This window comes from Halolamina pelagica, from assembly GCF_900115675.1.
Lineage (GTDB): Archaea > Halobacteriota > Halobacteria > Halobacteriales > Haloferacaceae > Halolamina > Halolamina pelagica.
This window is the reverse complement of sequence record NZ_FOXI01000004.1, coordinates 58,223-80,253: the sequence shown is the minus strand read 5'-3', so window position 1 is coordinate 80,253 and position 22,031 is coordinate 58,223. Positions and strand designations below refer to the sequence as shown.

The 22,031-nt window shown below is 70.4% G+C and carries 26 protein-coding genes; 15 read left to right on the top strand and 11 right to left on the bottom strand.

Features of this window, described 5'->3' with window-relative positions; all coding sequences use genetic code 11:
* Position 1: 1 nt before the first annotated feature.
* Entirely contained in the window at positions 2-1,498 is a 1,497-nt protein-coding gene (locus BMZ83_RS06935; protein WP_074877030.1) for an aldehyde dehydrogenase family protein, read from the top strand.
* Positions 1,499-1,684: 186 nt separating this feature from the next.
* Complete coding sequence (locus tag BMZ83_RS16270) at positions 1,685-1,870, top strand: Rpo12/RPC10 RNA polymerase subunit family protein (protein ID WP_143076909.1); 186 nt, start codon at positions 1,685-1,687, stop codon at positions 1,868-1,870.
* A gap of 92 nt (positions 1,871-1,962) precedes the next feature.
* Here BMZ83_RS16270 and BMZ83_RS06930 read toward each other — a convergent pair whose 3' ends face one another.
* On the bottom strand, positions 1,963-3,144 hold the full coding sequence (locus BMZ83_RS06930) for a S8 family peptidase (RefSeq protein WP_074877028.1): 1,182 nt from the start codon (positions 3,142-3,144) through the stop codon (positions 1,963-1,965).
* 177 nt (positions 3,145-3,321) lie between these two features.
* On the opposite strand from BMZ83_RS06930, the gene BMZ83_RS06925 reads away from it, so the two are divergent.
* Together BMZ83_RS06925 and BMZ83_RS06920 are read left to right on the top strand one after the other, a co-directional pair.
* Entirely contained in the window at positions 3,322-4,068 is a 747-nt protein-coding gene (locus tag BMZ83_RS06925; RefSeq protein ID WP_074877025.1) for a DUF2797 domain-containing protein, read from the top strand.
* Between the two features lie 44 nt (positions 4,069-4,112).
* Complete coding sequence (locus BMZ83_RS06920) at positions 4,113-4,838, top strand: ribosome assembly factor SBDS (RefSeq protein WP_074877023.1); 726 nt, start codon at positions 4,113-4,115, stop codon at positions 4,836-4,838.
* Between the two features lie 29 nt (positions 4,839-4,867).
* On the opposite strand, the gene BMZ83_RS06915 is transcribed toward BMZ83_RS06920, so the two are convergent.
* Positions 4,868-5,203 (bottom strand): FUN14 domain-containing protein, encoded by a 336-nt coding sequence (locus BMZ83_RS06915; protein WP_074877020.1) that lies wholly within the window; start codon positions 5,201-5,203, stop codon positions 4,868-4,870.
* Positions 5,204-5,451: 248 nt separating this feature from the next.
* Here BMZ83_RS06915 and uppS point away from each other — a divergent pair, with 248 nt between their 5' ends.
* Positions 5,452-6,378, top strand: coding sequence for a polyprenyl diphosphate synthase (gene uppS / locus BMZ83_RS06910; RefSeq protein ID WP_074877018.1), 927 nt, complete (start codon positions 5,452-5,454; stop codon positions 6,376-6,378).
* A gap of 36 nt (positions 6,379-6,414) precedes the next feature.
* Here the strand turns inward: uppS and BMZ83_RS06905 are convergent, their stop codons facing one another.
* Complete coding sequence (locus BMZ83_RS06905) at positions 6,415-7,023, bottom strand: undecaprenyl diphosphate synthase family protein (protein WP_074877016.1); 609 nt, start codon at positions 7,021-7,023, stop codon at positions 6,415-6,417.
* 116 nt (positions 7,024-7,139) lie between these two features.
* Between BMZ83_RS06905 and BMZ83_RS06900 the strand changes: the two genes are divergently transcribed.
* From BMZ83_RS06900 to BMZ83_RS06890, 3 genes are read left to right on the top strand one after another with little or no spacing between them, the layout of a single operon-like run.
* On the top strand, positions 7,140-8,498 hold the full coding sequence (locus BMZ83_RS06900; protein ID WP_074877014.1) for a DUF92 domain-containing protein: 1,359 nt from the start codon (positions 7,140-7,142) through the stop codon (positions 8,496-8,498).
* Positions 8,495-8,905, top strand: a complete 411-nt coding sequence (locus tag BMZ83_RS06895; RefSeq protein WP_074877012.1) for a GNAT family N-acetyltransferase — start codon at positions 8,495-8,497, stop codon at positions 8,903-8,905. Before BMZ83_RS06900 ends, BMZ83_RS06895 begins: the two co-directional genes overlap by 4 nt.
* Before the next feature lie 48 nt (positions 8,906-8,953).
* Positions 8,954-9,427, top strand: a complete 474-nt coding sequence (locus tag BMZ83_RS06890; RefSeq protein WP_074877010.1) for a hypothetical protein — start codon at positions 8,954-8,956, stop codon at positions 9,425-9,427.
* Between the two features lie 3 nt (positions 9,428-9,430).
* On the opposite strand, the gene dnaG is transcribed toward BMZ83_RS06890, so the two are convergent.
* From dnaG to BMZ83_RS06860, 6 genes are all read right to left on the bottom strand, one after another.
* Positions 9,431-10,831 carry a DNA primase DnaG gene (gene dnaG / locus BMZ83_RS06885; protein ID WP_074877009.1) on the bottom strand — a complete coding sequence of 467 codons (1,401 nt, stop codon included), beginning with the start codon at positions 10,829-10,831 and terminating at the stop codon, positions 9,431-9,433.
* Positions 10,832-10,984: 153 nt separating this feature from the next.
* Positions 10,985-11,359, bottom strand: coding sequence for a hypothetical protein (locus BMZ83_RS06880; RefSeq protein WP_074877008.1), 375 nt, complete (start codon positions 11,357-11,359; stop codon positions 10,985-10,987).
* Positions 11,360-11,369: 10 nt separating this feature from the next.
* On the bottom strand, positions 11,370-12,368 hold the full coding sequence (locus BMZ83_RS06875) for an ornithine cyclodeaminase family protein (protein ID WP_074877007.1): 999 nt from the start codon (positions 12,366-12,368) through the stop codon (positions 11,370-11,372).
* 71 nt (positions 12,369-12,439) lie between these two features.
* The gene (locus BMZ83_RS06870; RefSeq protein WP_074877004.1) at positions 12,440-12,670 is read right to left on the bottom strand and encodes a hypothetical protein; all 231 of its coding nucleotides are present in this window, start codon (positions 12,668-12,670) and stop codon (positions 12,440-12,442) included.
* A 199-nt stretch (positions 12,671-12,869) separates the two neighbouring features.
* The gene (locus BMZ83_RS06865; RefSeq protein WP_074877002.1) at positions 12,870-13,274 is read right to left on the bottom strand and encodes a DUF3054 domain-containing protein; all 405 of its coding nucleotides are present in this window, start codon (positions 13,272-13,274) and stop codon (positions 12,870-12,872) included.
* 49 nt (positions 13,275-13,323) lie between these two features.
* A complete protein-coding gene (locus BMZ83_RS06860; RefSeq protein WP_074877000.1) occupies positions 13,324-13,917 on the bottom strand; it encodes a class I SAM-dependent methyltransferase in 594 nt (197 codons plus the stop codon).
* A 78-nt stretch (positions 13,918-13,995) separates the two neighbouring features.
* On the opposite strand from BMZ83_RS06860, the gene BMZ83_RS06855 reads away from it, so the two are divergent.
* Together BMZ83_RS06855 and fen are read left to right on the top strand one after the other, a co-directional pair.
* On the top strand, positions 13,996-14,646 hold the full coding sequence (locus BMZ83_RS06855) for a GNAT family N-acetyltransferase (protein WP_074876998.1): 651 nt from the start codon (positions 13,996-13,998) through the stop codon (positions 14,644-14,646).
* 45 nt (positions 14,647-14,691) lie between these two features.
* On the top strand, positions 14,692-15,672 hold the full coding sequence (gene fen, locus BMZ83_RS06850; RefSeq protein ID WP_074876995.1) for a flap endonuclease-1: 981 nt from the start codon (positions 14,692-14,694) through the stop codon (positions 15,670-15,672).
* 10 nt (positions 15,673-15,682) lie between these two features.
* Here the strand turns inward: fen and BMZ83_RS06845 are convergent, their stop codons facing one another.
* The gene (locus BMZ83_RS06845; protein ID WP_074876994.1) at positions 15,683-16,147 is read right to left on the bottom strand and encodes a hypothetical protein; all 465 of its coding nucleotides are present in this window, start codon (positions 16,145-16,147) and stop codon (positions 15,683-15,685) included.
* Positions 16,148-16,249: 102 nt separating this feature from the next.
* Here BMZ83_RS06845 and BMZ83_RS06840 point away from each other — a divergent pair, with 102 nt between their 5' ends.
* From BMZ83_RS06840 to gatE, 4 genes are all read left to right on the top strand, one after another.
* Positions 16,250-16,525 carry a BolA family protein gene (locus BMZ83_RS06840; RefSeq protein WP_074876993.1) on the top strand — a complete coding sequence of 92 codons (276 nt, stop codon included), beginning with the start codon at positions 16,250-16,252 and terminating at the stop codon, positions 16,523-16,525.
* A gap of 56 nt (positions 16,526-16,581) precedes the next feature.
* Positions 16,582-17,991: a class II fumarate hydratase gene (locus tag BMZ83_RS06835; protein WP_074876992.1), complete on the top strand. Its 1,410-nt coding sequence runs from the start codon at positions 16,582-16,584 to the stop codon at positions 17,989-17,991.
* Between the two features lie 73 nt (positions 17,992-18,064).
* Complete coding sequence (locus BMZ83_RS06830; RefSeq protein ID WP_074876991.1) at positions 18,065-18,451, top strand: hypothetical protein; 387 nt, start codon at positions 18,065-18,067, stop codon at positions 18,449-18,451.
* 55 nt (positions 18,452-18,506) lie between these two features.
* Positions 18,507-20,381: a Glu-tRNA(Gln) amidotransferase subunit GatE gene (gene gatE, locus BMZ83_RS06825; RefSeq protein WP_074876990.1), complete on the top strand. Its 1,875-nt coding sequence runs from the start codon at positions 18,507-18,509 to the stop codon at positions 20,379-20,381.
* 24 nt (positions 20,382-20,405) lie between these two features.
* Here the strand turns inward: gatE and BMZ83_RS06820 are convergent, their stop codons facing one another.
* Positions 20,406-20,891: an Lrp/AsnC family transcriptional regulator gene (locus BMZ83_RS06820; protein WP_074876988.1), complete on the bottom strand. Its 486-nt coding sequence runs from the start codon at positions 20,889-20,891 to the stop codon at positions 20,406-20,408.
* 149 nt (positions 20,892-21,040) lie between these two features.
* Here BMZ83_RS06820 and BMZ83_RS06815 point away from each other — a divergent pair, with 149 nt between their 5' ends.
* Positions 21,041-22,018 (top strand): DMT family transporter, encoded by a 978-nt coding sequence (locus BMZ83_RS06815; RefSeq protein ID WP_074876986.1) that lies wholly within the window; start codon positions 21,041-21,043, stop codon positions 22,016-22,018.
* Positions 22,019-22,031 lie beyond the last annotated feature (13 nt).

Below are 22,031 nucleotides of genomic sequence, written 5' to 3'. Positions count from 1 at the left end.
GATGAGCCTCGACCTCTCGATCGACAGCGACTGGACCGACCTCTACATCGACGGCGAGTGGCGCCCCGCAGCGGGCGGTGACACGATCGCCGTCCAGGACCCCTCGACCCGCGAGTCGGTCGCCGGCGTGCCCGCCGCGACCGAGGACGACGTCGACGACGCGTACGAGGTCGCGGCGGCCGCCCAGGCCGAGTGGGCCGAGCAGCCGCCCGCCCGACGAACCGAACTGCTGCAGGAGGTCGCACGCCTGCTCGACGACCACGAGGCGGAGATCGTCGACCTGCTGGCCGCGGAGGCCGGCGGGACGACGGTGATGGGCCACACCTCCGTCGCGATCACCGCCGACCACCTGCGCGAGGCGGCGACGCTGCCCAACCGGATGGCCGGCGAGCACAAGCAGTCGAACGTCCCGGGGAAGGAGAACGTCGTCAAGCGCGAACCCGTCGGCGTCGTCACCGCCATCACGCCGTGGAACTTCCCGGTCAACCTGGCGATGCGGGCGGTCGCGCCCGCCATCGCGCTCGGGAACGCGGTCGTGCTGAAGCCCGCGAGCAACACCCCCATCGCGGGCGGCCTGCTGCTGGCGAAGCTGTTCGAGGCCGCCGGCGCACCCGACGGGCTGCTGAACGTCGTCACCGGCAACGGGAGCGACATCGGCGACGCCGTCGCCGGCCACGACGAGAGCGACGCGGTGACGTTCACCGGCTCCACGCCGGTGGGCCGGCAGGTCGCCGCGACGGCCGCCGAGAACCTCTCGGTGCAGGCGATGGAACTCGGCGGGAACAACGCCCACGTCGTCACGGCCGACGCGGACCTCGACGCCGCCCTCGACGCGGCGACGTTCGGGAGCTTCGTCCACCAGGGACAGGTCTGTATCTCCATCAACCGCCACGTCGTCCACGAGAGCGTCTACGACGAGTACGTCGAGCGACTCGCCGAGCGGGCCGCCGACCTGCCGACCGGGAGCGCACACGACCCCGAGACCGTCGTCGGCCCGATCATCGAGGACTCCCAGCGCGAGGAGATGCTGGGCTACGTCGACGAGAGCGTCGACGCCGGCGCGACGATCGAGACCGGCGGCGGGACGGTCGCCGTCGACGGTGTCGACGAGGGAGACTCGCTGGTCGTCGAACCGACGGTGCTCTCGGGCGTGGAGAACTGGATGCCCGTCGCCGCCAACGAGCACTTCGGGCCCGTCGCGCCGGTGATCCCGTTCTCGGACGTCGGGGAGGCGGTCGAGATCGCCAACGACACCGAGTACGGGCTCTCGGGCTCGGTCCACGCCGGCGACCTCGACACGGCGATGGACATCGCCGACGCGATGGACACGGGCCACGTCCACATCAACGATCAGCCGATCAACGACGAGGCCCACGTCCCCTTCAGCGGGACCAACGCCTCCGGGATGGGCGGCTACAACAGCGACACCATCCTGCAGGAGCTCACCGAGACCAAGTGGGTCTCGATCCAGCGCGAGGACCGGGAGTACCCGTTCTAAGCGCCGGGAACCGGCCCAACTGTCAACTACCCCACCTAAGCGCCTCCGGCGCTTTGAGGGTGGGGCTTGTCCGTGGACTCAGCCTCTGACCCTTCCGGATAGGCGGTGAATCCGTCATTTGGCGTCACGACCCCAGACTTGAGGGCAAGTTGAAGCGGATCGCGGGGCAACCCCGCGGGAGAGCCAATGAGCGTTGGGCTCCTAGGTTCCATCGCGGACGCGATCTCCGGCGGGTCCGACGGCGACGACGACGTGTTCACCTACGAGTGCGCGTCGTGTGGCACCGAGTTCGACCGCCCGAAGACGCGGATGATCGGCGTGCGCTGTCCGAACTGTCGCTCGATGGACGTACGGGACGCGTCCGACGCCTGAGACCGAGTCACCGGTCGGGCGGTGCGGTCGGCCGGCCGTCTCCCAGTGTTTTCGGACCGAACAGCGGCAGGAACGGGGACCGGACCGCGTACTCAGTTGTCGCTCGAGTCGTACCCCAGCGCGGCGGCCACGTCGAGGAGGCCGCTGCCGGACTCGTTGCTCCCGAGGCCGATGTCCTCGGCCGTGTTGTTCAGCGTGTCGCGGACCTCGGTGTTGGTCGCGCCGTTGGCCATCAGCTGCCCCGCGGCGCCGGCGACGTGTGGACACGCCATCGACGTGCCCGAGAACTCGCTGTAGCCGCCGGGGACGGTGGAGTTGATGGTGTCGCCCGGCGCCGCGATCTCGACCTCCGGTCCGGTCGAGGAGAAGTCGGCGAGGCTGTCGTCGGAACTGGTCGCGGAGACGGCCATCACGGTGTCGTAGGCCGCGGGGTAGCCGACACAGTCGGTACAGGGGCCGGAGTTGCCCGCGGCGGCGACCAGGAACACGCCCTTGTCGTGGGCGTACTGGCAGGCGTCCCGGAGCGCCGAGGAGCTGCTGGAGCCGCCGAGGCTCATGGAGCCCACGTCCCAGCCCTGGTCGGCGACGTACTCGACGCCGGCGGCGATGTCGGAGAAGGACCCGGAGCCGCACTTGTCGAGCACCTTCACCGCGTGGAGCGTCGCCGTCGTCGACGTGCCGACGACCCCCTGACTGTTGTCGACGGCGTCGGCGATACCGGCGCAGTGGGAGCCGTGGTCGTTGTCGTCGTCCCACGAGTTGTAGCAGGTGTTGTCCGCGGGCTTGACGCCGTACCGGCAGCCACCTTTGGTCTCACAGGAGACGAACGCCTTCCCGGCACCGACGTTGGCGGTCAAGTCCGGGTGGTCGGAGTCGATCCCCGTGTCCAGGACGGCGATGTCGGCGCCGTCACCGGTGTCGCCGTTCGCGTGGGCCACCTCGCTGTCGACGCGGTCCTGGCCCCACGGGAGCGACTGGGCCAGCGCCTCCATCGTGCCGTTCTCCTCGACGTAGCGGACGTCGGGGTTCTTTTCTAGCCCCTCGATCGCGTTCCGGGAGACGCGCATCGTGAGCGCGTCGAAGTTGAACTCCCGGACCACCTCGCTCGCCGCCTCGACGGCGGCGCCGCGGCCGCGGTCGTTCTCGTAGCCGACGTTGACTTCGACCGTCGCATCACCCGCCGATGCGAGTCCGGAGAACGCCCCGGCCCCGACGGCCCCGCTGGTCGCTTTCAGTACGGTTCGCCGCTTCGTTCCCGAGTCATCCTCTGGCATGGCAGTCAGGAACTAACAGAGAGGTGTGAAAAATCTATTGGCTACTGCCTGTAACTAACGCGCTTCGGACATAGTCTCTCCCCGTACGCAAAGAAATATTCCCGTCGCTAGCCGGGCGGACCGACGACCGATCGCCGGGATGGACAGCCATATGCGGGCCGGCGTCCAAGCCAGCGTGTGCAGTTCGTGGGGTACGACGCCGGCGATGGCGGCCTGTTGCTCGCCCGGGACGGCGACGTGGAGTACGTCGACCTGCCCCCCGGCACCGAGATCGCCTACCAGTTGGGCGAGCGCCACTGCGCCGGCGTCGTCGAGGAGGACGGCCACGCCGCCTGCGACGCCGACGCGGCGCCGTACTGCGACGCCCACAGCCAGGTCTGGGTCTGTGCCAAGTGCACGGGGAAGTGCCTGAAAGACGAGATGGACTGCTTCGAGGACCACGCGGTGTACCTCGCGGCGTTCGCCCCGGACACGTTCAAGGTCGGCGTCACCCGCGAGTGGCGCCTCGAGACGCGACTGCTGGAGCAGGGCGCCGACCGCGCGGCCCACGTCCGGACCGTCGACGACGGCCGCGCCGCCCGGCGCATCGAGGCCGGCATCGCCGAGCGCATCCCGGACCGGATCCGGGTGCCGACGAAGATCGACGGCCTCGGTCGCTCGGTCGACGACGACGCGTGGGCCGCCCTCCTGTCCGACTTCGACCCGATCGAGACCTTCGACTTCGACTACCGCCTGGACCTCGACGGCCGACCGGTGACCGAGACGATGGCCACGGGGACGGTTCGGGGGGTGAAGGGCCGGATCCTGTTGCTCGACCGGGCCGGGAGCACCTACGCCGTCGACATGCGGAAACTGGTGGGGTACGAGGTCCGCGAGGGGACGAGCGAGCGCGAGATGCAGTCGAGCCTCGGCGCCTTCGGCTGACCGGAGGGCGACGGTTTATGGTCCCGGCCGTGGAACCCTGAAGCATGATTCCGCTTGACGATGCCGTCACCGCGCGGCTCGAGTCCCACGGCGAGCGCTTCGAGGTGCTCATCGACCCCGACGCCGCCCTGGAGATGAAACGCGGCGAGTTCGAGGGCGACCTCGAGGACGTGATCGCCGCCGAGGACGTGTTCGAGAACGCCTCGCGAGGGGATCGGCCCGCGGAGAGCGCGCTGGAGGAAGTGTTCGGCACGACCGACCCGCTGGAGATCATCCCGGAGGTCGTCGAGCGCGGGGAGATCCAGATCACCGCGGAGCAGCGCAAGGAGATGGAGGAGCAGAAGCACAACGCGCTGATCAACAAGATCGCCCGGAACGCGGTCAACCCCCAGATGGACAACGCGCCCCACCCGCCCGAGCGCATCGAGCGGGCGCTCGAGGAGGCTGGCTTCTCCATCGACCCGATGGAACCCGTGGAGGCTCAGGTCGACGACGCGCTGGAGGCGCTCCGGCCGGTGATCCCGATCCGGTTCGACGAGGTCACCGTCGCGGTCAACGTGCCCGCGGACTACGCGGGCAGCGCACAGGCGAAGATCCGGCAGTACGGCGACCTCGAACGCGAGGAGTGGCAGGCCGACGGCTCGTGGATCGGCGTCGTCACGTTCCCGGCGGGGATGCAGAACGACTTCTACGACCTGGTCAACGAGGAGACCAGCGGCGAGGCCGAGACGAGCATCGTCAAGGAGAAAGACGACCTCAAGACGCGCTGAGGCGCTGGCGACGCTTCTCGAAACGATCGTTACGCGCGCCGCCAGCCGACGTAGAAGCCGCCGGTGAAGCCGGCCGAGACCGAGACCGTCGAGAGGATCGTGTCCAGCCACGACGGCGGCGTCCCGCTGGCGGCGTCCTGACTGGCGCCCATCATCCCCGACGTCAGCTTGTCCCAGTCGACGGTGATGATCTCGCGGGACTCGAGGAACTTGAACAGCGCCAGTTCGATGCCGACCAGCACGGCGATGATCTTGGCGACTTTCTTCGCGGCGAAGCCGATCAGGGCGCCGATGAGGGCGCCGGAGCCGGCCTCGACGCCGAGCTGCCGGAAATCGATGTCCAACTGTAGCGCGACGGGATCCATGGCCTCCACTGCGTCGCTCTCGGTTAAGTCGTTTGTGGGAGCCTACTGCCGGCGGTGTCAGCGGTTTTGGTGGATGCCGGTTTGTGGGTCGTCTCCGTCGCCACCGTACAGTGTGTCCGCGCGCCGCCGTTTCGTTACACACGACCACGGCTTAGTCTCTCCCGCCGTGGCACGGAGGCCACGGCAGTGGGGGGCCGTGGTCTCGTTACGTCACAAGACTCATACCTCACGACGGCGCACCGACACCCATGAAGCAGTGGGTCCGAGAGCAGGTCGCGCGGGCCTACGAGCGGCTGCTCCGTCGCGAGGGCGACGGCGGTCCCTCCCACGTCGCGATCATCCAGGACGGCAACCGGCGCTACGCCCGGGAACAGGGCGACGACGCCTCCGAGGGCCACCGCGCCGGCGCCGAGACCACCGAGCAGGTGCTCGAGTGGTGCCAGGACCTCGGAGTGAAGGAGCTCACTCTCTACGCGTTCTCGACCGAGAACTTCAAGCGTCCGCCCGAGGAGCGCGAGCACCTCTACGACCTGCTCGAGGAGAAGCTCACCTCGATCGCCGACCACGACCGGATCCACGAGAACGAGGTGGCGATCCGCGCCATCGGCGAGACCGACCGCCTGCCCGAGCGCGTCCAGGAGTCGATCCGGTACGCCGAGGAGCGGACCGCCGACTACGGCTCCTTCCGGCTCAACGTCGCACTCGCCTACGGCGGCCGGAACGAACTCCTCCGGGCCGCCCGCGACGTGCTGGAGGACGTGGACGGCGACGATCTCGACCCCGCGGAGATCGACATCGACCTCGTCGACGACCGCCTCTACGGCCGCCAGGTCCGGGACGTGGACCTGATCATCCGTACCGGCGGCGACGAGCGGACCTCGAACTTCCTGCCGTGGCACGCCAACGGCAACGAGGCCGCGGCCTACTTCTGTGCGCCCTACTGGCCGGAGTTCTCGAAGATCGACTTCCTGCGGGGGATCCGGACCTACCAGTCCCGCGAGCGGTCCTGGCAGCGCACCCGCCGCGAGCGCGCGGCGGCGATCGTGCGTGCCGTCGCGGAGACCGAACTCGCGGAGGCCCGCACGGTCGCCGGCCGGCTGCGCGAGAAACTCCCCGGTACAGCGGTCCCGGAGATCGACGCCGAACTCGACGCGAACGCCGGGTCGGCGGACTGAGCGACTCGGCACGCGGGCAGCCGGTCAGTGGATCAACTACTCCCCGAACCGACGCTGTCGATCCTCGAACTCCCGAACCGCCCGGAGGTAGTCCCGCTTCCGGAAGTCGCGCCAGTTCACGTCGGTGAAGTAGAGCTCCGAGTAGGTCGACTGCCAGATCAGGAAGTCGGAGAGCCGCTCGGCACCGGTCTTGACGAGCAGATCCGGCTCCTCCGGGAACACGAGGTGGTCGGTCACCGTCTCCTCGTCGACGTCCGCGGGATCGAGATCGCCGGCCGCCACGTCCTCGGCCATCTCCCGGACAGCGCGGGCGAACTCCCCGCGGCCGCCGAGGCCGACGTTGATCCGGATCGGCGCGTCCGCGCGCTCGGCGTCGTCGGGGCCGCGGACCGCCACCTCGCGCGGTGCCTCGATCCCCCGAAGCTCCCGGACGAGCGTCGGGACGACCGCCTCGTCGAGCACCGACACCGAGACCGTGACGCGCTCGGCGCCGTAGTCGAACGCCCAGCGCAGCGTCGCTTCGAGCGTCCCGTAAGCTCCCTGCTCCAGCAGGTCGCGCTCGGTGAGCACCAGCGCGACGTGGTCGGGGCCGTCGGCGTCGGCGAGGCGGTGACGGAGGGCGAGATAGGCGTCGTAGGCTCCCACATCGCCGAGTAGCGGTCGCGTGCTCGAAAACCCTTCGTCGGCGCCCGGTACGGGCGACCGTCCGGGGACGGCGTGGTGTCGGGACCGTTAAGTAGGCGTCGCAGGTAGCCGACGACGTGAACCGGAGGCTCAGGCGCGACGCCGGCTTCGCCGCGGTCTCCCTGCTCGCACTCGCGGCGCCGCTTCTGGGGCGGGCGACGGCGCTGCCGTTTCTCGCCGTCGCCGGCGCCGCGGCGTTACTCGTCGACGACGGCCCGCTGTTCGAGCTGTTCGCCCGGCCGCGCGACCGACAGGCCGGCCGACTCTACGGGCTCGCCTCGTTCGCGCTCGCGGCCGCCGTCCTCGCCTTCCTCGCGGCGCCACCCGTAGCCGCGACCTACACGATGCCGCTCCCGGCGTTCGCCGCGAGCGTCGTCACCGTCGGCGTCGGGAACCTCGGCGCGACAGCCGTCCGCGACCGCCTCGACGAGCAGTTCCTCGTCGTCGCGGCGTTCGCGACCGCCGCGTTCGTCGCCGCGCTGCTGGCCCAACTGATCGTCGTCGCGCTGGGGTCGACGCCGTTCGCCGCGGCCGGCGTCGACGTCGGGTTCGCGGCCGCGCCGACGTTCACGTTCCACGCCGCGATGGCGGCGCTGGTCGGCGCGCTCACGCGCTCGATGCTCTCGCCGGGGGACACCGCCGCCGTAACGTTCGCGGTGGGCGCGTCGATGCTCGTCGTGGGGGCGCTCGTCCCCGCGGTCCACGTGCTCGACGTGGCGCTCGCGCTGGGCGTCGCCCTCTTCCTCGGCGGCTTCACCTACGCCACCGGCACCGCCTCCGGCGAGGGGATGCTGGCGGGCGTGGTGTTCAGCCTCGTCACCATCGGCTTCGGCGGCCCCGGGTGGTTCATCCTCCTGCTCACCTTCTTCGGCGTCGGCTCGCTCACGACCAAGTACCGGTACGAGGAGAAGGCCGAACGCGGCGTCGCCGAGGAGAACGAGGGCGCCCGCGGGCTCGGGAACGTCCTCGGCAACGCCGGGATCGCGCTCGTCGCCGTCGTCGGCTTCGCGGCCGTCGGCGCGGGGGAGTTCCCGATCGACCCGGACCTGTTCCGGCTCGCCTTCGCCGGCTCGCTCGCGACGGCGACGGGTGATACGCTCTCCAGCGAGATCGGCGGGCTGTTCGACACCCCGCGGCTGGTGACGACCGGCGAGCGCGTCCCGCCGGGCACCGACGGCGCCGTCACCTGGCAGGGCGAACTCGCCGGCCTCGTCGGCGCCGCGCTGGTCGGCGTGCTGGCGGTCGTCCTGCTCAGCATCAGCCGGGGGTCGACGACCGTCGTCGCGCTCGTCACCGTCGGCGGGTTCGCCGGGATGACGGCCGACAGCGTGCTCGGCGCCACCGTCGAGGGCGACCGGCTCGAGAACGAGACGGTGAACCTGCTCGCGACGCTCGCCGGGGCGCTCGCGAGCGTGCTGCTCGCGTTCGCGGTGTGATCCGCGAGGGTCGCCCCGCGGACCGCCCCGCGGTCCGCAACCTCCAGCAGTTCCTCCCCGAACCGGCCCCCGAACTGCTCGCCCCCGTCGCCGGCGGGGAGCTGTTCGTCTCGACCGAGTCGGGAGCGGTCGTCGGCTACCTCCTCTGGTTTCCGGGCGACCCCGTCCACGCCGCCGAGCTGGTCGTCCACCCCGACCACCGCCGGGAGGGCCGCGGCCGGGCGCTGTTCCGGGCGCTGTTCGACCGACTCGATCCCGGGACGGCCGTCGTCCTCCGGGTCGCCGCCGGGAACGAGGGTGCCCGTGAGCTCTACCGGGAGCTCGGTTTCGAGCGCCTCGCGGTCGAACCCGACGCCTACGACGACGGCGCCGGCTACCTGCTGCGGGCGGTCGCCGGCGATGGGTGACCTGCCGATACGCATACAGTTCTGGAGCGCACAGTGGTGTGTGAGACCATGCCGAAGAAGCCAGCCGACTCCCGAGCGGTGCGCTACCTCGCGGAGCACGGCCCGTCCCCCCGCGACGACCTCCCGGTGCAGAACCTCGCGAAGAACGTGCGGGCGCTGATCGGGACGCTCAACATCTCCGGCGGCCCGGGTGGCGGGGGGTCGACGGCCGGCGTCGCGGGCGGCCTGACGGGGATCGCGTACCTCCGCGAGGAGCACGTGCTGTCGGAGGTCGTCGAAGCCTGGCTCGCGGAGAACGAGACACGGATCGAGGAGATCTCCCCGGACTCGGTCCGGCGACGCCTGCGCGCGTCGGTACCCCACGAGAAACGCGACGTGGTCAGCGAAGTGCTCTCCGCGAAGGGGTACGAGGTGGACTACACCGACCGCGGCGGCCGACAGACCGAACCCTTCGAGTGTAGCCTCTGTGGGGAGTCGGTGCCGGACATCGCCTCACACCTGCGGGAGTGTCCCGAGCGGTAGCGATCAGGTGAGGAACCCGTCGACCGGCCGCACGTGCGGGGTCGCGGGCTGTTTGACGAACTCGCCGGTCGTCCGGGCGACGGCGTGCTGGAGGTCCCGGTCGGCCGCGGCGTCGAGCGTGCGCTGGTCGAGTTCGCCGTCGAGCACCAGCGCGTGGGCGCTCTCGGCGCCGTCGACGGTCTCGTAGGCGTCGGTGGCAGGCGCCTCGGTCAGCGGCTCCCAGTCGTCGTCGAGCAGCCGGACCGTACCGGCGTTCTCGCCAACGACCTCTCGGACGTGGTCGCGCAGCGTCGCCGACGCCTCGGCGCTCTCGTCCGGGGAGTCGGTCGTGTCGGCGTCTTCGACCTGGTCGACGAGCGACGGTTGGGCTATCGCCGCCGAGCTGCGGTCTGCCGTCGACGCGGCTGCCTCGTCACCGGGACGACCGTCCGACTCGGCCCCCCCACCGGAGTCGGGCGATCGGTTCGCGGGCGCCGAGCGCCCGTCGTCACGTAGCGGCGGCGCCTCGCCGTCGACGACGGGCGCGGTCTCGGCCGTCTCGCCGCTCGATCCGCCGGTCGCGACCTCGCGGGCGGAGTCGGGGTCGCCGGCCTGCCGGGCGCGCTCGTACACCTCGTAGGGCGTCTTCTCCCGGAGCGCGGCGAGCAGCTCGCCGCGGGGGAGCTCCTCGACGGATCGCCCCTCGGGCGCGAACGCGACGAAGTCGACGTCGCCGACCTGCCCGAGTTCGCGCAGGATGAGTTGGCCGCCGCGGTCGCCGTCGAGGAAGGCGGTGGTCGTTCGCTCCTCCGTGAGTTCGGCGACCGCGTCGGGGACGTTCGTCCCCTCGACGGCGACGGCGTTTTTCACGCCGAACTCGAGCAGGCGGGCCACGTCCGCTCGCCCCTCGACGACGACGATGGCGTCGCCGTCTTCGACGTTGGGGCCGGCCGGGAGCCCCTCGTACTGGTTCATCTCGCCGGCGCGGACCGACTCGCGGACCTCCTCGTGGAGTTCGTCACTGGTGAGGACGGTCTCCTCGAAGGAGTTCGCGAGCAGTTCCTTGGCGCGCTGGACGACGATGCGGCGCTTGGCGGCGCGCACGTCCTCGATGTTCGTGACTTCGATCCGGGCCTGGCAGGGGCCGACCCGGGAGATGGTCTCCAGCGACGCCGCGAGGATCGCGGTCTCGACCTTGTCGAGCGAGGAGGCGATGGTCACGTCGCCGAAGGACTGCCCCCCCTCGGTCTCGACGCTCACGTCGATGCGGCCGACCTTCGAGGAGTCCTGCAGGTCCCGCAGGTCCATCTCGTCGCCGAGCAGACCCTCGGTCTGGCCGAACACCGCGCCGACGACGTCGCTCCGCTCGATCACTCCGTCCGCCGATAGCTTCGCGTGAATGAGGTACTTGGCTGTGTCTTGCATGGTGGGTGCCCGATCCGGGCTGAATGGTGATGTGTGGCGGTCGCTCCGCTCGTTCGAAACGAGGCGATACGGTGGGTTATACCTGTCGTCGGGCGGGTTCCCGCGGCGATTTCTTCCTCCGAACTGCGACCGCGATCCGCCGGCGGCCGTCGACTACGGCGCCACCGTCGCCTCGCCGAACAGCGGGATCGAGAACAGGTACAGCAGCACCGCGGCGACGCCGGCGACGACGGCCCGCCGCCGCCCGTCCCCGTCTCCGCGGCGGACGACGGCCGCAGCGAGTACCAGCAGCGCCACCTGCAGGAGGCTCTCGACGTGGCTGAGGGTGAGTCCGAACGTCCCGCGCAGGACGCCGACGGTGAGCACGAACGAGGCGAGCGTCAGCGCCGCGCCAACGAGCACGGCGACAGGGGAGTCCGACGCCTCACCCATCGACGCCGTCAGCGCGACGTTACGGAGCGTCCGGAGGGCGACCAGCGCGGCGAGAAGTCCCGGCGCGGTCCAGCCGGGGAACAGCCGGTCGAACACGAGTCCACGCTCACTCGCCGGTCAGCGCCTGACTCGCCGGCGAGAAGTCGATCGTCTCGCCCAGTCCCGCCTCGACGGCTTTCTCGTAGAGCAGGTACGCGCCGGCGACCGTCTCGATCCCGGTACCGCCGGAGTCGAACACCGTGATCTCCCCCTCGTCGGTTCGGCCCTCCGCCTCGCCGGCGACCACCTCGCCGAGCTCGGCGTGGACGTGGTCCTCGTCGACGACGCCCGCCTCCAGTGCGTGGAGGAACGAGCCGGCGTCCTGCGTCGCGCGGGCCCGGAGGTCCGGGACGTACGTGGCGCGCTCGATGGTGGTCGCGTCGAGTTCGCGCTTGTCAGGGTCGTACTGCCCCATCGCGGTGACGTGCGTGCCGGGCGCGAGGTCGTCGCCGTCGAACACCGGCTCGGAGGCGGTGGTCGCGGTGATCACCACGTCGGCGTCCTCGATCGCGGCGGCGGGGGAGGCCACGGCGGCGACGGAGGCGTCGAGGCGTTCGTTCATCCCCCCGGCGAACTCCTCGCGGGACTCCTTGGTCGGGGAGTAAACCCAGACCGTCTCCAGGTCGCGGACCTCGGCCGTACAGCGGAGTTGGCCCCGGGCCTGGGAACCCGAACCGATGACGGCGACGCTACTGGCGTCCGCACGGGCGAGCGCGTCGACGCCGACGGCGCCCGTCGCGCCGGTCTTGAACGGGTTCATCGACGCGCCGTCGAGCAGCGCCAGCGGCTCGCCGGACTCGGCGTCGAACAGCGGCGTCGCGAACCACGCGTCGCGCTCGGCGAAGCCGGCGCTGTACATGTAGCCACCCATGGCCCCCGTATCGGGCAATACCGCACCGTAGGTGGTCAGCATCCCCGGGGGCTCCTCGCTGCCGAGTTTGGTGCGGGGTTCGGCGGCGGCGCCCTCGCCGCGCTGGCGGTACCCCTCGCGGACGGCGTCGACGAACTCCGCCGGCGTCGCGAGGCCGTCGAGTTCGTCACTGCGCAGGAACAGCGTCTCGGTCATACCCGAACCGTGGGCGGCGACCGTCTAAAGCGTACTTGCCGACCCCGGTCGAGAAACAGCGTCCGCGTCGATCAGTCCGCGTTCGACGCCGGCGGCTCCGAGCGGGCCGGCGCGTCGGGCGTCCGGCGCTCGTCGGCCACCGGGGTCCGCACGAACAGCGCGTGGCCGACTACGACCGTCGACGCCCCCGCCCCGAGGAACAGGGCCCCACGCAAGGGGATCCCGAGGAGCGAGAGCGCTGCCGTCACTCCGATCAACACCGCCGGAATCAGGGCCAGTACGTAGTCGTAGTAGCCAGTCATACTCCGGTGAAACCTTTGGCAGCGTCGGTATTAATTGTTACTCCGGTAGTCGAGGTAACCCGAATCGTGGCCACAGGTGACCTTTTCGGGACCTCTGCCGAACCGCCTTAATGAATTCTTGTAACTTATGTCCGGCTGGTCGCGGCGCGTCGACCGGCGGAGTGCCACTGACGAACCAGCCGGGGAACGGCGTCGCCGGCTACCGGAGCTTGAACGCGACCCAGCGCCAGCCGCCCAGCGCGACGCCGCCGGTGACCAGCATCACGGCGAGGAAGACCAGCAGCCCCTGATCGAGGTCGGTCTGCAGCAGTCCGCGCAGGAACACACCGACGACCGCTGCCGGCACCCACGAGCGGAGCGCCAGCGGCACCGCGGCCTTGGCCGACTCGGCGGCGCCGGCGGAGTAGGCGCCGATCGGGACGCTCGCCACGGCCCAGCCGACGAGGAAGGGCGCGGCGGTCTCGGCCAGCGCGATCGGTCCGGTGAGGGTGTTGTGCCCGAACTCCATACCTATCGCGATCACCGCGACGATCGCGATCACGTCGCCGACCAGAAGCGGCGCGGCCGACCGGTCGACCCGTTTCGAGAGGAACGACTCGCTCATGGGCCCGGCTTTCCCCTCCTCCGTACTGACTCCTTCGCTCCAGTTCCGATCAGTCCGCCCGGGGGACGCGGCCCACGGCCGTGTAGACGGTGCCGCGGTCGAGCACGCGAGCCTGTAGTCCGGCCCGCGTGAGGGCCTGCGCCGCGGCGTCGGCGGCCACGAACTCCGAGTCCATCCCGAACAGCGCCTCGCTCGCCGCGATCCCCCGGCCCGGGAGCGTGGTGGGGTCGAAGTCCCGGATCACCACGACGCCACCCGGCGCGACGACCCGTGCGGCCTCCCGGATCGCGGCCGCGCGGTCGGGGAGGTGGTGGTAGGCGTCGACGACGACCGCGGCGTCGACGGCGTCGTCACGGAGCGGGAGGCGGCCCGCGTCCGCGCGGACGGTCGGAAGCCCGCGGTCGTGTGCTCGAGTGAGCATCCCCGCGGATACGTCGGCGACCACGGGGTCGTAGTCGTGAGCGAGCGCCGCCGAGACCCGACCGGTGCCGCCCGCGAGATCCAGCACGCGCTCGACCGGCCGATCCGCGAAGTCGAACGCCGCGGTCGCCCAGTCGGTCCCCGAGGGCGGCATGAACACGTCGTAGAGCCGTGCGACACGGTCGAAGAACTGCACGTCGCCCCGCCCCAGCCAGCCAGTCATTGCGGGGGCTTGGTGCCCCGACGGAATCAACCCTCGGACGAGCGAACGCTCATAAGGATCCAGCCGTTTCGGTCGGACATGGAGTTCGCGCTGCTGGGCTGGCCGGAGACGGGGCCGACGCTCCGGCTCGACTTCCGGGAGTTCAGCTACGCGGGGAAGTTCGTCATGTCCAACACGGGGAAAGCCGTCGCCCGCGACCCGGGGGGGCCACGCGCAGCGCCGCCGCGCGTCGACGCTGACGTGGAGCGCCCCGAACCGGGGAGCGAGGACGACCCCTTCGAGCGCGACGTGGTCGCCGCCGCCGCGTTCAACGAGGACCGTACCGACCCGGGCGTGCTGTGGATCCGGTACATCACCACCCGCCACGACCGCCGTGGGGAGGGGATCGGCGCCCGGCTCGCCGCGTTCGTCGCCGAGCGCGCCGCGGACCGGGGGTACCGGCGCTGCCGGATCGCGGTCAACAACCCCTTCGCCTACCACGCGCTCTACAAGGCCGGGTTCGTGTTCACCGGCCGGGAGACCGGGCTCGCGGAGCTGGTGCTCGAACGCCCCGGCCAGCGCGACGCCGCGACCTACCAGTGCGGGCTGGACACGTTCCGCACCGACGAGGACCGCGACCTGAGCGACGACGAGCGCGCGTTCCTCGACCGCCACGAGGGCGACGGGGCGCCGGAACTCGTGGGGGTACCGAGCCGCGACGACGGCGCCGCCGACCTCCCGGAGGCCTGACCGCCGAACCTCCACCTTCAAGCCCGCTCGTCGGCTACGCGGCCCATGGGCAACGCGGATCTCCGCGACGTGGCCGCGATCGAGGAGGTCTCCTTCGACTCGCTCGCCGGCAGCGTCGTCGCCGTCGACGCGCACAACTGGCTCTATCGCTACCTCACGACGACGGTGAAGTTCACCGCCGACTCGGTGTACACCACCGGATCGGGCGAGGAGGTCGCGAACCTCGTCGGCGTCGTACAGGGGCTGCCGAAGTTCTTCGAACACGACGTGACGCCGGTGCTCGTCTTCGACGGCGGCGTCACCGACCTCAAGAGCGACGAGGTGGAGCGCCGGCGCGAACAGCGCGAGAAGGCGGAGGAACGCCGGAAGGAAGCCGCGGCGGCCGGCGACGGCGTCGAGGCCGCACGGCTGGACGCCCGGACCCAGCGCCTGACCGACACCATCCACGAGACCACGCGCGGGCTGTTGGACCGATTGGACGTGCCGTACATCGAGGCGCCGGCGGAGGGTGAGGCCCAGTGTGCCCACATGGCCGCCCGGGGCGACGTGGACTACGCCGGCAGCGAGGACTACGACACGATGGTTTTCGGCGCACCGCGGACGCTGCGCCAACTCACCTCGAAGGGAGACCCGGAGCTGATGGACCTGCAGGCGACCCTCGACGAGCACGGGATCACCTACGAACAGCTCGTCGACGTGGCGCTGCTGATGGGCACCGACTTCAACGAGGGCGTCAGCGGCTACGGCCCCAAGACCGCCGTGAAAGCGGTGAAGGAGCACGGCGACATCTGGGGCGTGATGGAGGCCGACGACGTGTACGTCGAGAACGCCGACCGGATCCGGGAGCTGTTCTTCGACCCGCCGGTCACCGACGAGTACGATGTGGATCTGGACGTTGACCCCGACATCGACGCCGCCCGCGCGTACGTCGTCGACGAGTGGGAGGTCGACGCCGACGAGGTCGAGCGCGGCTTCGAGCGAATCGAGGAGTCGCTGGTCCAGACCGGGCTGGACGACTGGACGTAGGCTGGGGCCCCTACTCCGGCGCCACGAACGAGACCGACAGCGCCGCGTCCGGCGACGCCGCCCGGTGGGCGTACGCGACGGGGGCGTCGACGCCGTCGGGCTGTCGGACGATCTCGAAACAGTCGATTCTGACGACGAGCCGGCCGTCGTCGACTGTCCCGCGCAGCACCGGGCCCGTGGTGGTGAGCACGACGTACGGCGGCGCGGGCACCGGCGTCGCTGGCAGCGCGTACCCCGCGGCGTCGACGGCCGACACGAGCGTCTCGGGGAGCGTCTCGAGCACGCCACCGTCGGCGAGTTCCGAACGCAGCCCGTCGACCAGTTGGTCGCGCTCGGCGGTCGCCGGCCGGCCGTCGTCGAGAGGGTTCCAGTCCGCCGCCACCGTGTCGGCGGCGGCGAGCACGGCGTCGAGGGTGTCAGCGTGCGTATCGAGCAGGTGCGCTCGCGCGGCGGCTGCGGGGTCGGCGGCGGACACGGACACGGGTGGACGGGCCGCCGGCTTGAGTGTGACCCTCCGTGCCCCCGCCGGTCTGCATCCACCGACCGGCTTTTCCCCGTTGCACCCCGGGAGTGGAGTATGGAGACCGACGAACTCGAAGCCATCATCGAGGCCGAGATCCCCGACGCGGAGGCGACGGTCGACCTCCCCCGGGCGCACCACGACCGGAACCACCAGGACGCCCACTTCGCCGCGGTCGTCGTCTCGCCGGCGTTCGAGGGCGAGACGCTGGTCGCACAACACCAGATGGTGTACGACGCCGTGGGCGAGGAGATGACCGACAGCGTCCACGCACTTGAGATCGAGACGTACACGCCCGAGGAGTACGCGGAGCGGAACACCGACGAGGAGTAAGGCATCGGTCGCCGCCGACCGGAGGGTTTTACGCTGCACCGGCCGATCCAACGCGCATGAGCGAGGACTACCGAACTGAGGAGGACAGCCTCGGCGAAGTGCAGGTGCCCGCGGACGCCTACTGGGGCGCCCAGACCCAGCGCGCGGTCGAGAACTTCCCGATCTCGGACGCCGTGTTCGGGCGGCGCTTCGTCCGCGCACTCGGCGTGGTGAAGAAGGCCGCCGCGCAGGCCAACCGCGAGCTGGGCCACCTCGACGCCGAGACCGCCGACGCCATCGTCGCCGCCGCCGACGAGGTCATCGCCGGCGAGCACGACGACCAGTTCCCGGTCGACGTGTTCCAGACCGGCTCGGGCACCTCCTCGAACATGAACGCAAACGAGGTCATCGCCAACCGCGCCGCCGAGATCGCGGGCGCCGAGGTGGGCGATCGCGTCGTCCACCCCAACGACGACGTGAACTTCGGCCAGTCCTCCAACGACGTGATCCCGACGGCGATGCACGTCGCCGCGCTGGAGGCCGTCGAGAAGGACCTCGTCCCCGCGCTGGAGACGCTTCGGGACGAACTCGCGGCGAAGGAGGGCGAGTTCGACGGCGTCGTCAAGACCGGCCGCACGCACCTGCAGGACGCCACGCCCGTCCGCCTCGGCCAGGAGTTCGGCGGCTACCGCACGCAGGTCGAGAAGGGGATCGACCGACTGGAGAGCGTCCGTCCGCGCCTCGCGGAACTGGCGCTGGGTGGCACTGCGGTCGGGACGGGGCTCAACACCGACCCCGAGTTCCCCGAACTTGCCGCCGAGTACATGAGCGAGGAGACCGGCCTCGAGTTCCGCGAAGCGGACGACCACTTCGAGGCGCAGGCGGCCCACGACGCGATGAGCGAGGCCCACGGCGCGCTGCGCGTGATCGCCGGGAGCCTGAACAAGGTCGCCAACGACCTCCGCCTGCTGGCGTCGGGGCCGCGGAACGGCCTGGGCGAGATCGAGCAGCCCGAGAACCAGCCCGGGAGTTCCATCATGCCCGGCAAGATCAACCCCGTCGTCGCCGAGGCGGTGAACCAGGTCCACAAGCAGGTCGTCGGCAACGACGCCGCCGTCTCCGCGGGCGCCGCGGAGGGACAGATCGACCTGAACCTCTACAAGCCCGTCATCGCGCACAACTTCCTCGAGTCTGCGGACCTGCTGAGCAACAGCGCGACGACGTTCGCCGAGAAGTTCGTCGCGAAACTGGAGGCCAACGAGGAGCACTGCGAGGCCCAGGTCGAGCGCTCGATGGCGCTGGCGACGGCGCTCAACCCCGCGATCGGCTACGACAAGGCGTCGAAAGTGGCCAAGAAGGCGCTGGCCGAGGGCAAGTCGGTGAAGGAAGTGGCTGTGGCTGAAGGCTACCTGACCGAGGAGGAGGCCGCGGACGTGCTCGATCCGGAGAAGATGACCCACCGCGGGATCCTCGGCGACGAGGACTGAGGTACCGAAACTCGCTTCGCCGGCGCTCTTTCGGACAGAAAGCACTTAGGGCGACCGAGAGTCCGCGGACAGTGTGAAAACGCACTGGTCCCTGCTGCTCGTCGCCGTCGGCGTCGTCCTCGCTACCGTCGGCGGCTACTTCCTCTGGGATGCGTACGTCTGTAGCTCGACGGAGATGGTGTCGGTCGAGCCTGCTGACACCGAGTACGAACCTGTCGCGTTCGACTCCCTCTCCGAGCGCCAGCAAGATGCGTTCCTGCGAGCGCTCGAAACCGACGGCCACCTCACCGTCGACGACGACCTCGATCTCCCCTACACAGTCAGCTACGAGAACGAGACGTACAGAGCCCTCACGGCTCACGGGGACGGCTGCTGGATAACCGGCATCCCCGCTGCGCCCATCACGCTGCTCGGCCTCGTCCTCGTCGGCTTCGGTGCCCGCCGATTCCGCGCCGAGTAGCCCGGCCCACGCCCAACTGACACCCTTTTTACCCCCGCCGGCCCCCAAACCACGTATGAGCGACGACGCCCGCGACTACGAGGAACTCGGCCTCGTGGCCGGCCTCGAGATCCACCAACAGCTGGACACCGAGACGAAGCTGTTCTGCGAGTCGCCCACCGAACTCCGCGAGCCGGAGGAGGCGACCCACACGATCACCCGGGAGCTCCACCCGACCCGGAGCGAACTCGGCGAACTCGACGAGGCGGCGATGGAGGAGAGCCGCGTCGACCGCACGTTCGAGTACCTCGCCTACGACACCACCTGCCTGGTCGAGGAGGACGACGAGCCCCCCGCCCGCATCGACGAGGAAGCCCTCGAGGTCGCGATGAGCATCGCCGACCTGCTCGACGCCGACGTGGTCGATCAGGCCCACGTGATGCGGAAGCTGGTCATCGACGGCTCGAACACCTCCGGCTTCCAGCGCTCGATGCTGCTGGCTCAGAACGGCGAGATCGAGACCAGCGAGGGCTCGGTCGGCATCGTCGACGTGATGCTCGAGGAGGAGTCGGCCCAGCGCGTCGAGGAGACCGAGGAGGGGGTGCGCTACTCGCTGGACCGGCTCGGGATCCCGCTGGTCGAGATCGGCACCGCCCCGGACATCAGTACGCCCGAGCAGGCCTACGAGGCCGCCGAGCACATCGGGATGCTCCTCAGATCGACGGGGTCGGTCAAGCGCGGACTGGGCACGATCCGGCAGGACGTGAACGTCTCGATCGCCGAGGGCGCCCGGGTCGAGATCAAGGGCGTGCAGGCGCTGGGCGACATCCGCGACATCGTCGCCAACGAGGTCGACCGGCAGGTCGAACTGCTCGAGATCCGCGACGAACTCGACGCCCGCGGCGCCGCCGTCGGCGAGGTCAGCGACGTGAGCGAGGCGTTCGCCGACACCGACTCCGGCGTGATCCGCGGCGCGCTCGATTCGGGCGGCAAAGTCACCGCCGTCCCGCTCTACGGCTTCGACGGCCTCGTCGGCCGGGAGATCCAGCCCGACCGTCGGCTCGGCACCGAGCTCTCCGACCACGCCAAGCGCGCCGGCGCGGGCGGCATCTTCCACACCGACGAACTGCCGGCCTACGGCGTGACCGAAGACGAAGTCGAATCGCTCCGCGAGGCCGTCGACGCCGGCGAGGACGACGCGGTCGCCATCGTCGCCGCGGGCGCCGACGTGGCCGACCAGGCCATCGAAGCCGCCGCCGACCGCGCCCGGAGCGCGATCGAGGGCGTGCCCGAGGAGACCCGCGGCGCCAACGACGACGGGACGACGCGCTACCTCCGGCCGCTGCCCGGCGCGGCGCGGATGTACCCCGAGACCGACGTGCCGCCCGTGGAACCGGACCCCAGCGAGGTCGAGACGCCCGAACTCCTCACGGAGCGCGTCGAGCGCTACGCCGACGAACTCGGGCTGGACGAGGGGCTCGCCGAGCAGGTCGCCTTCGGGCGCCGGATGGTGCTGTTCGAGGAGGCCGTCGAGGCGGGCGTCGACCCCACGTTCGCCGCCTCGACGCTGGAGTCGACGCTGACGGAACTCAGCCGCGAGGGCGTCGACGTGGCGTCGATCCGGGAGGACGCGCTCCTGAACACGCTGCTGCTCGTCGAGGACGGCGACCTCCCGAAGGAGGGCGTCAACCCCGTGCTGACGGCGCTCGCCGAGGACCCCGACCTCACGCCCGAGGACGCGATGGAGGAGGCGGGCGTCGGCGGCGTGGGCGAGGACGAGGTGCGCGAAGCGGTACAGGAGGTCGTCGAGCGGAACGCCGAGCAGGTCGAGGAGGAGGGGATGGGCGCCTTCTCCGGGCTCATGGGCGAGTGCATGGGCGCGCTGCGGGGGCAGGCCGGCGGCGACCTCGTGAGCGAGGTGCTGCGCGAGGAGATCCAGAAGCGGGCCTGATTCGGCCCGCGCAGGCTCGGTTTTCTACTCGTCCGCGAGCATCCCGACCAGCGAATCCAGCGAGTAGCTCTCGAGCGGTCGTTGGCCGTCCCGCAGCGACTTGATCACGAACGTCGAGTCGGTGCGGTCGACCTCCTCGATGTCCTCGAACGCCCGGATGAGCCGCTCCACGTCGTCGCTGTCGGGCAGTCGGGCGACGACGACGAAGTCCGTCTCGCCCATCGTGAAGTACGCCTCCGTCACGCCCTCGACGGCGAGCAGGCGCTCGCTGAGCTGTTCGTGGGAGCCGCTGTAGTCCGCGAGCACCTCGATCACCACGGTCACGCCGAGCCCCAGTTCGTCGAGGTCGAGGTCGTAGAGGTCGTTCTCGATCACGCCGTCCTCCCGGAGGTTGTTCAACCGGTAGTGGATCGTCGAGACCGGGATGTCGGTCTCCTCGTGCAGTCGCTCGGGGCTCCCGGTGCCGAGATCCGAGATCGCCTTCAGCAGGCGCACGTCGCGCTCGTCCATACCGGTCGTTCGGGACCTCGGACCAAAGGGATTGCGGTAAACTGAGTGATTCGCCTAACTGAGACCTTGTTTTCCGAACTGCTTCCGAACTATCGACGTACCGGGGAAGACAAGCATAAGTACGCCCCTCAATTCGTTCTGAATACGAAATGAGTACGATTCGCTGGAGTCGCGGCCAACTTCTGGCCGCAGTGTTGTTCGTTTCCCTCGCGTGGATCTGGGGCGGCTCGTTCGTCGCCATCGAGATGGGGCTGGGGTCGGTGCCGCCGCTGTGGTTCGCCGGCCTGCGCTACCTGCTGGCCGGCGCGGTCATCTCGGCGGTCGCCGCGGCGACCGGGCGGTTCCGACCACGGGACCGCGCCGAGTGGCTCGCGATCGGCGTCGTCGGCACCTTCGTCGTCGCCGGCTACCACGGGTTGCTGTACCTCGGCACGGCCTCGATCTCGGGGTCGATCTCCTCGGTGATCGTCAGCCTCTCGCCGGTGTTGACGACCGTCGCTGCCGGCGTTTTGCTGGCCGACGAGTCGCCCGACGTGGTCGACGGGCTCGGCCTGCTGTTCGGGCTCGCCGGCGTCGTCGTCATCGCGGATCCGGGCGGCGGCGACGTGCCGTTGTCGGGCGTCGCGCTGGTGTTCGTCGGGGTCGCGCTGTTCGCGAGCGGCTCGGTCGGCCTGCGCGCGCTGGACTCGGGGCTGCCGCCGGCGGCGATGCAGGGCTGGGCGATGCTGCTCGGGTCGATACTGCTCGTCGGCGCCGCCGTAGTCCGTGGGGAGTCGTTCCCCGCCGGCGTCGCGAGCGGTTCGTCCGCCCTCCCGTTCCTCTACCTCGTGTTCGGCGCCGCCGTGGTGGGCTACCTGCTCTACTTCGAACTGCTCTCCCGGGTCGGGCCGGTCCGGGTGAACCTCGTGGCCTACCTCGAACCGGTCACGGCGGCGATGGCGGCGTGGGCCGTCCTCGGCCGCGCGCCGACGGCCACGACCGCGGCCGGCTTCCTGCTCGTGGCCTGCGGGTTCGCGTTAGCGACCGTCGACGACCCGCTGGCGGCGTTGGGGCTCGGCGACACGGCAGAAGTCGTCCACAGCGATCTCTCGGAGAACGGAAGCGTCGAGGTCCACTACGCGGACTGAGCGGGATCGAGAG

Excerpts from the sequence above, each read along its gene's own strand:
- BMZ83_RS06935 (WP_074877030.1), top strand. The coding sequence starts at position 2 with ATGAGCCTCGACCTCTCGATCGACAGCGACTGGACCGACCTCTACATC.
- BMZ83_RS16270 (WP_143076909.1), top strand. The coding sequence starts at position 1,685 with ATGAGCGTTGGGCTCCTAGGTTCCATCGCGGACGCGATCTCCGGCGGG.
- BMZ83_RS06930 (WP_074877028.1), bottom strand. The coding sequence starts at position 3,144 with ATGCCAGAGGATGACTCGGGAACGAAGCGGCGAACCGTACTGAAAGCG.
- BMZ83_RS06920 (WP_074877023.1), top strand. The coding sequence starts at position 4,113 with ATGATTCCGCTTGACGATGCCGTCACCGCGCGGCTCGAGTCCCACGGC.
- BMZ83_RS06915 (WP_074877020.1), bottom strand. The coding sequence starts at position 5,203 with ATGGATCCCGTCGCGCTACAGTTGGACATCGATTTCCGGCAGCTCGGC.
- uppS (WP_074877018.1), top strand. The coding sequence starts at position 5,452 with ATGAAGCAGTGGGTCCGAGAGCAGGTCGCGCGGGCCTACGAGCGGCTG.
- BMZ83_RS06890 (WP_074877010.1), top strand. The coding sequence starts at position 8,954 with ATGCCGAAGAAGCCAGCCGACTCCCGAGCGGTGCGCTACCTCGCGGAG.
- dnaG (WP_074877009.1), bottom strand. The coding sequence starts at position 10,831 with ATGCAAGACACAGCCAAGTACCTCATTCACGCGAAGCTATCGGCGGAC.
- BMZ83_RS06875 (WP_074877007.1), bottom strand. The coding sequence starts at position 12,368 with ATGACCGAGACGCTGTTCCTGCGCAGTGACGAACTCGACGGCCTCGCG.
- BMZ83_RS06870 (WP_074877004.1), bottom strand. The coding sequence starts at position 12,670 with ATGACTGGCTACTACGACTACGTACTGGCCCTGATTCCGGCGGTGTTG.
- BMZ83_RS06865 (WP_074877002.1), bottom strand. The coding sequence starts at position 13,274 with ATGAGCGAGTCGTTCCTCTCGAAACGGGTCGACCGGTCGGCCGCGCCG.
- BMZ83_RS06860 (WP_074877000.1), bottom strand. The coding sequence starts at position 13,917 with ATGACTGGCTGGCTGGGGCGGGGCGACGTGCAGTTCTTCGACCGTGTC.
- BMZ83_RS06855 (WP_074876998.1), top strand. The coding sequence starts at position 13,996 with ATGGAGTTCGCGCTGCTGGGCTGGCCGGAGACGGGGCCGACGCTCCGG.
- fen (WP_074876995.1), top strand. The coding sequence starts at position 14,692 with ATGGGCAACGCGGATCTCCGCGACGTGGCCGCGATCGAGGAGGTCTCC.
- BMZ83_RS06840 (WP_074876993.1), top strand. The coding sequence starts at position 16,250 with ATGGAGACCGACGAACTCGAAGCCATCATCGAGGCCGAGATCCCCGAC.
- BMZ83_RS06835 (WP_074876992.1), top strand. The coding sequence starts at position 16,582 with ATGAGCGAGGACTACCGAACTGAGGAGGACAGCCTCGGCGAAGTGCAG.
- gatE (WP_074876990.1), top strand. The coding sequence starts at position 18,507 with ATGAGCGACGACGCCCGCGACTACGAGGAACTCGGCCTCGTGGCCGGC.
- BMZ83_RS06820 (WP_074876988.1), bottom strand. The coding sequence starts at position 20,891 with ATGGACGAGCGCGACGTGCGCCTGCTGAAGGCGATCTCGGATCTCGGC.
- BMZ83_RS06815 (WP_074876986.1), top strand. The coding sequence starts at position 21,041 with ATGAGTACGATTCGCTGGAGTCGCGGCCAACTTCTGGCCGCAGTGTTG.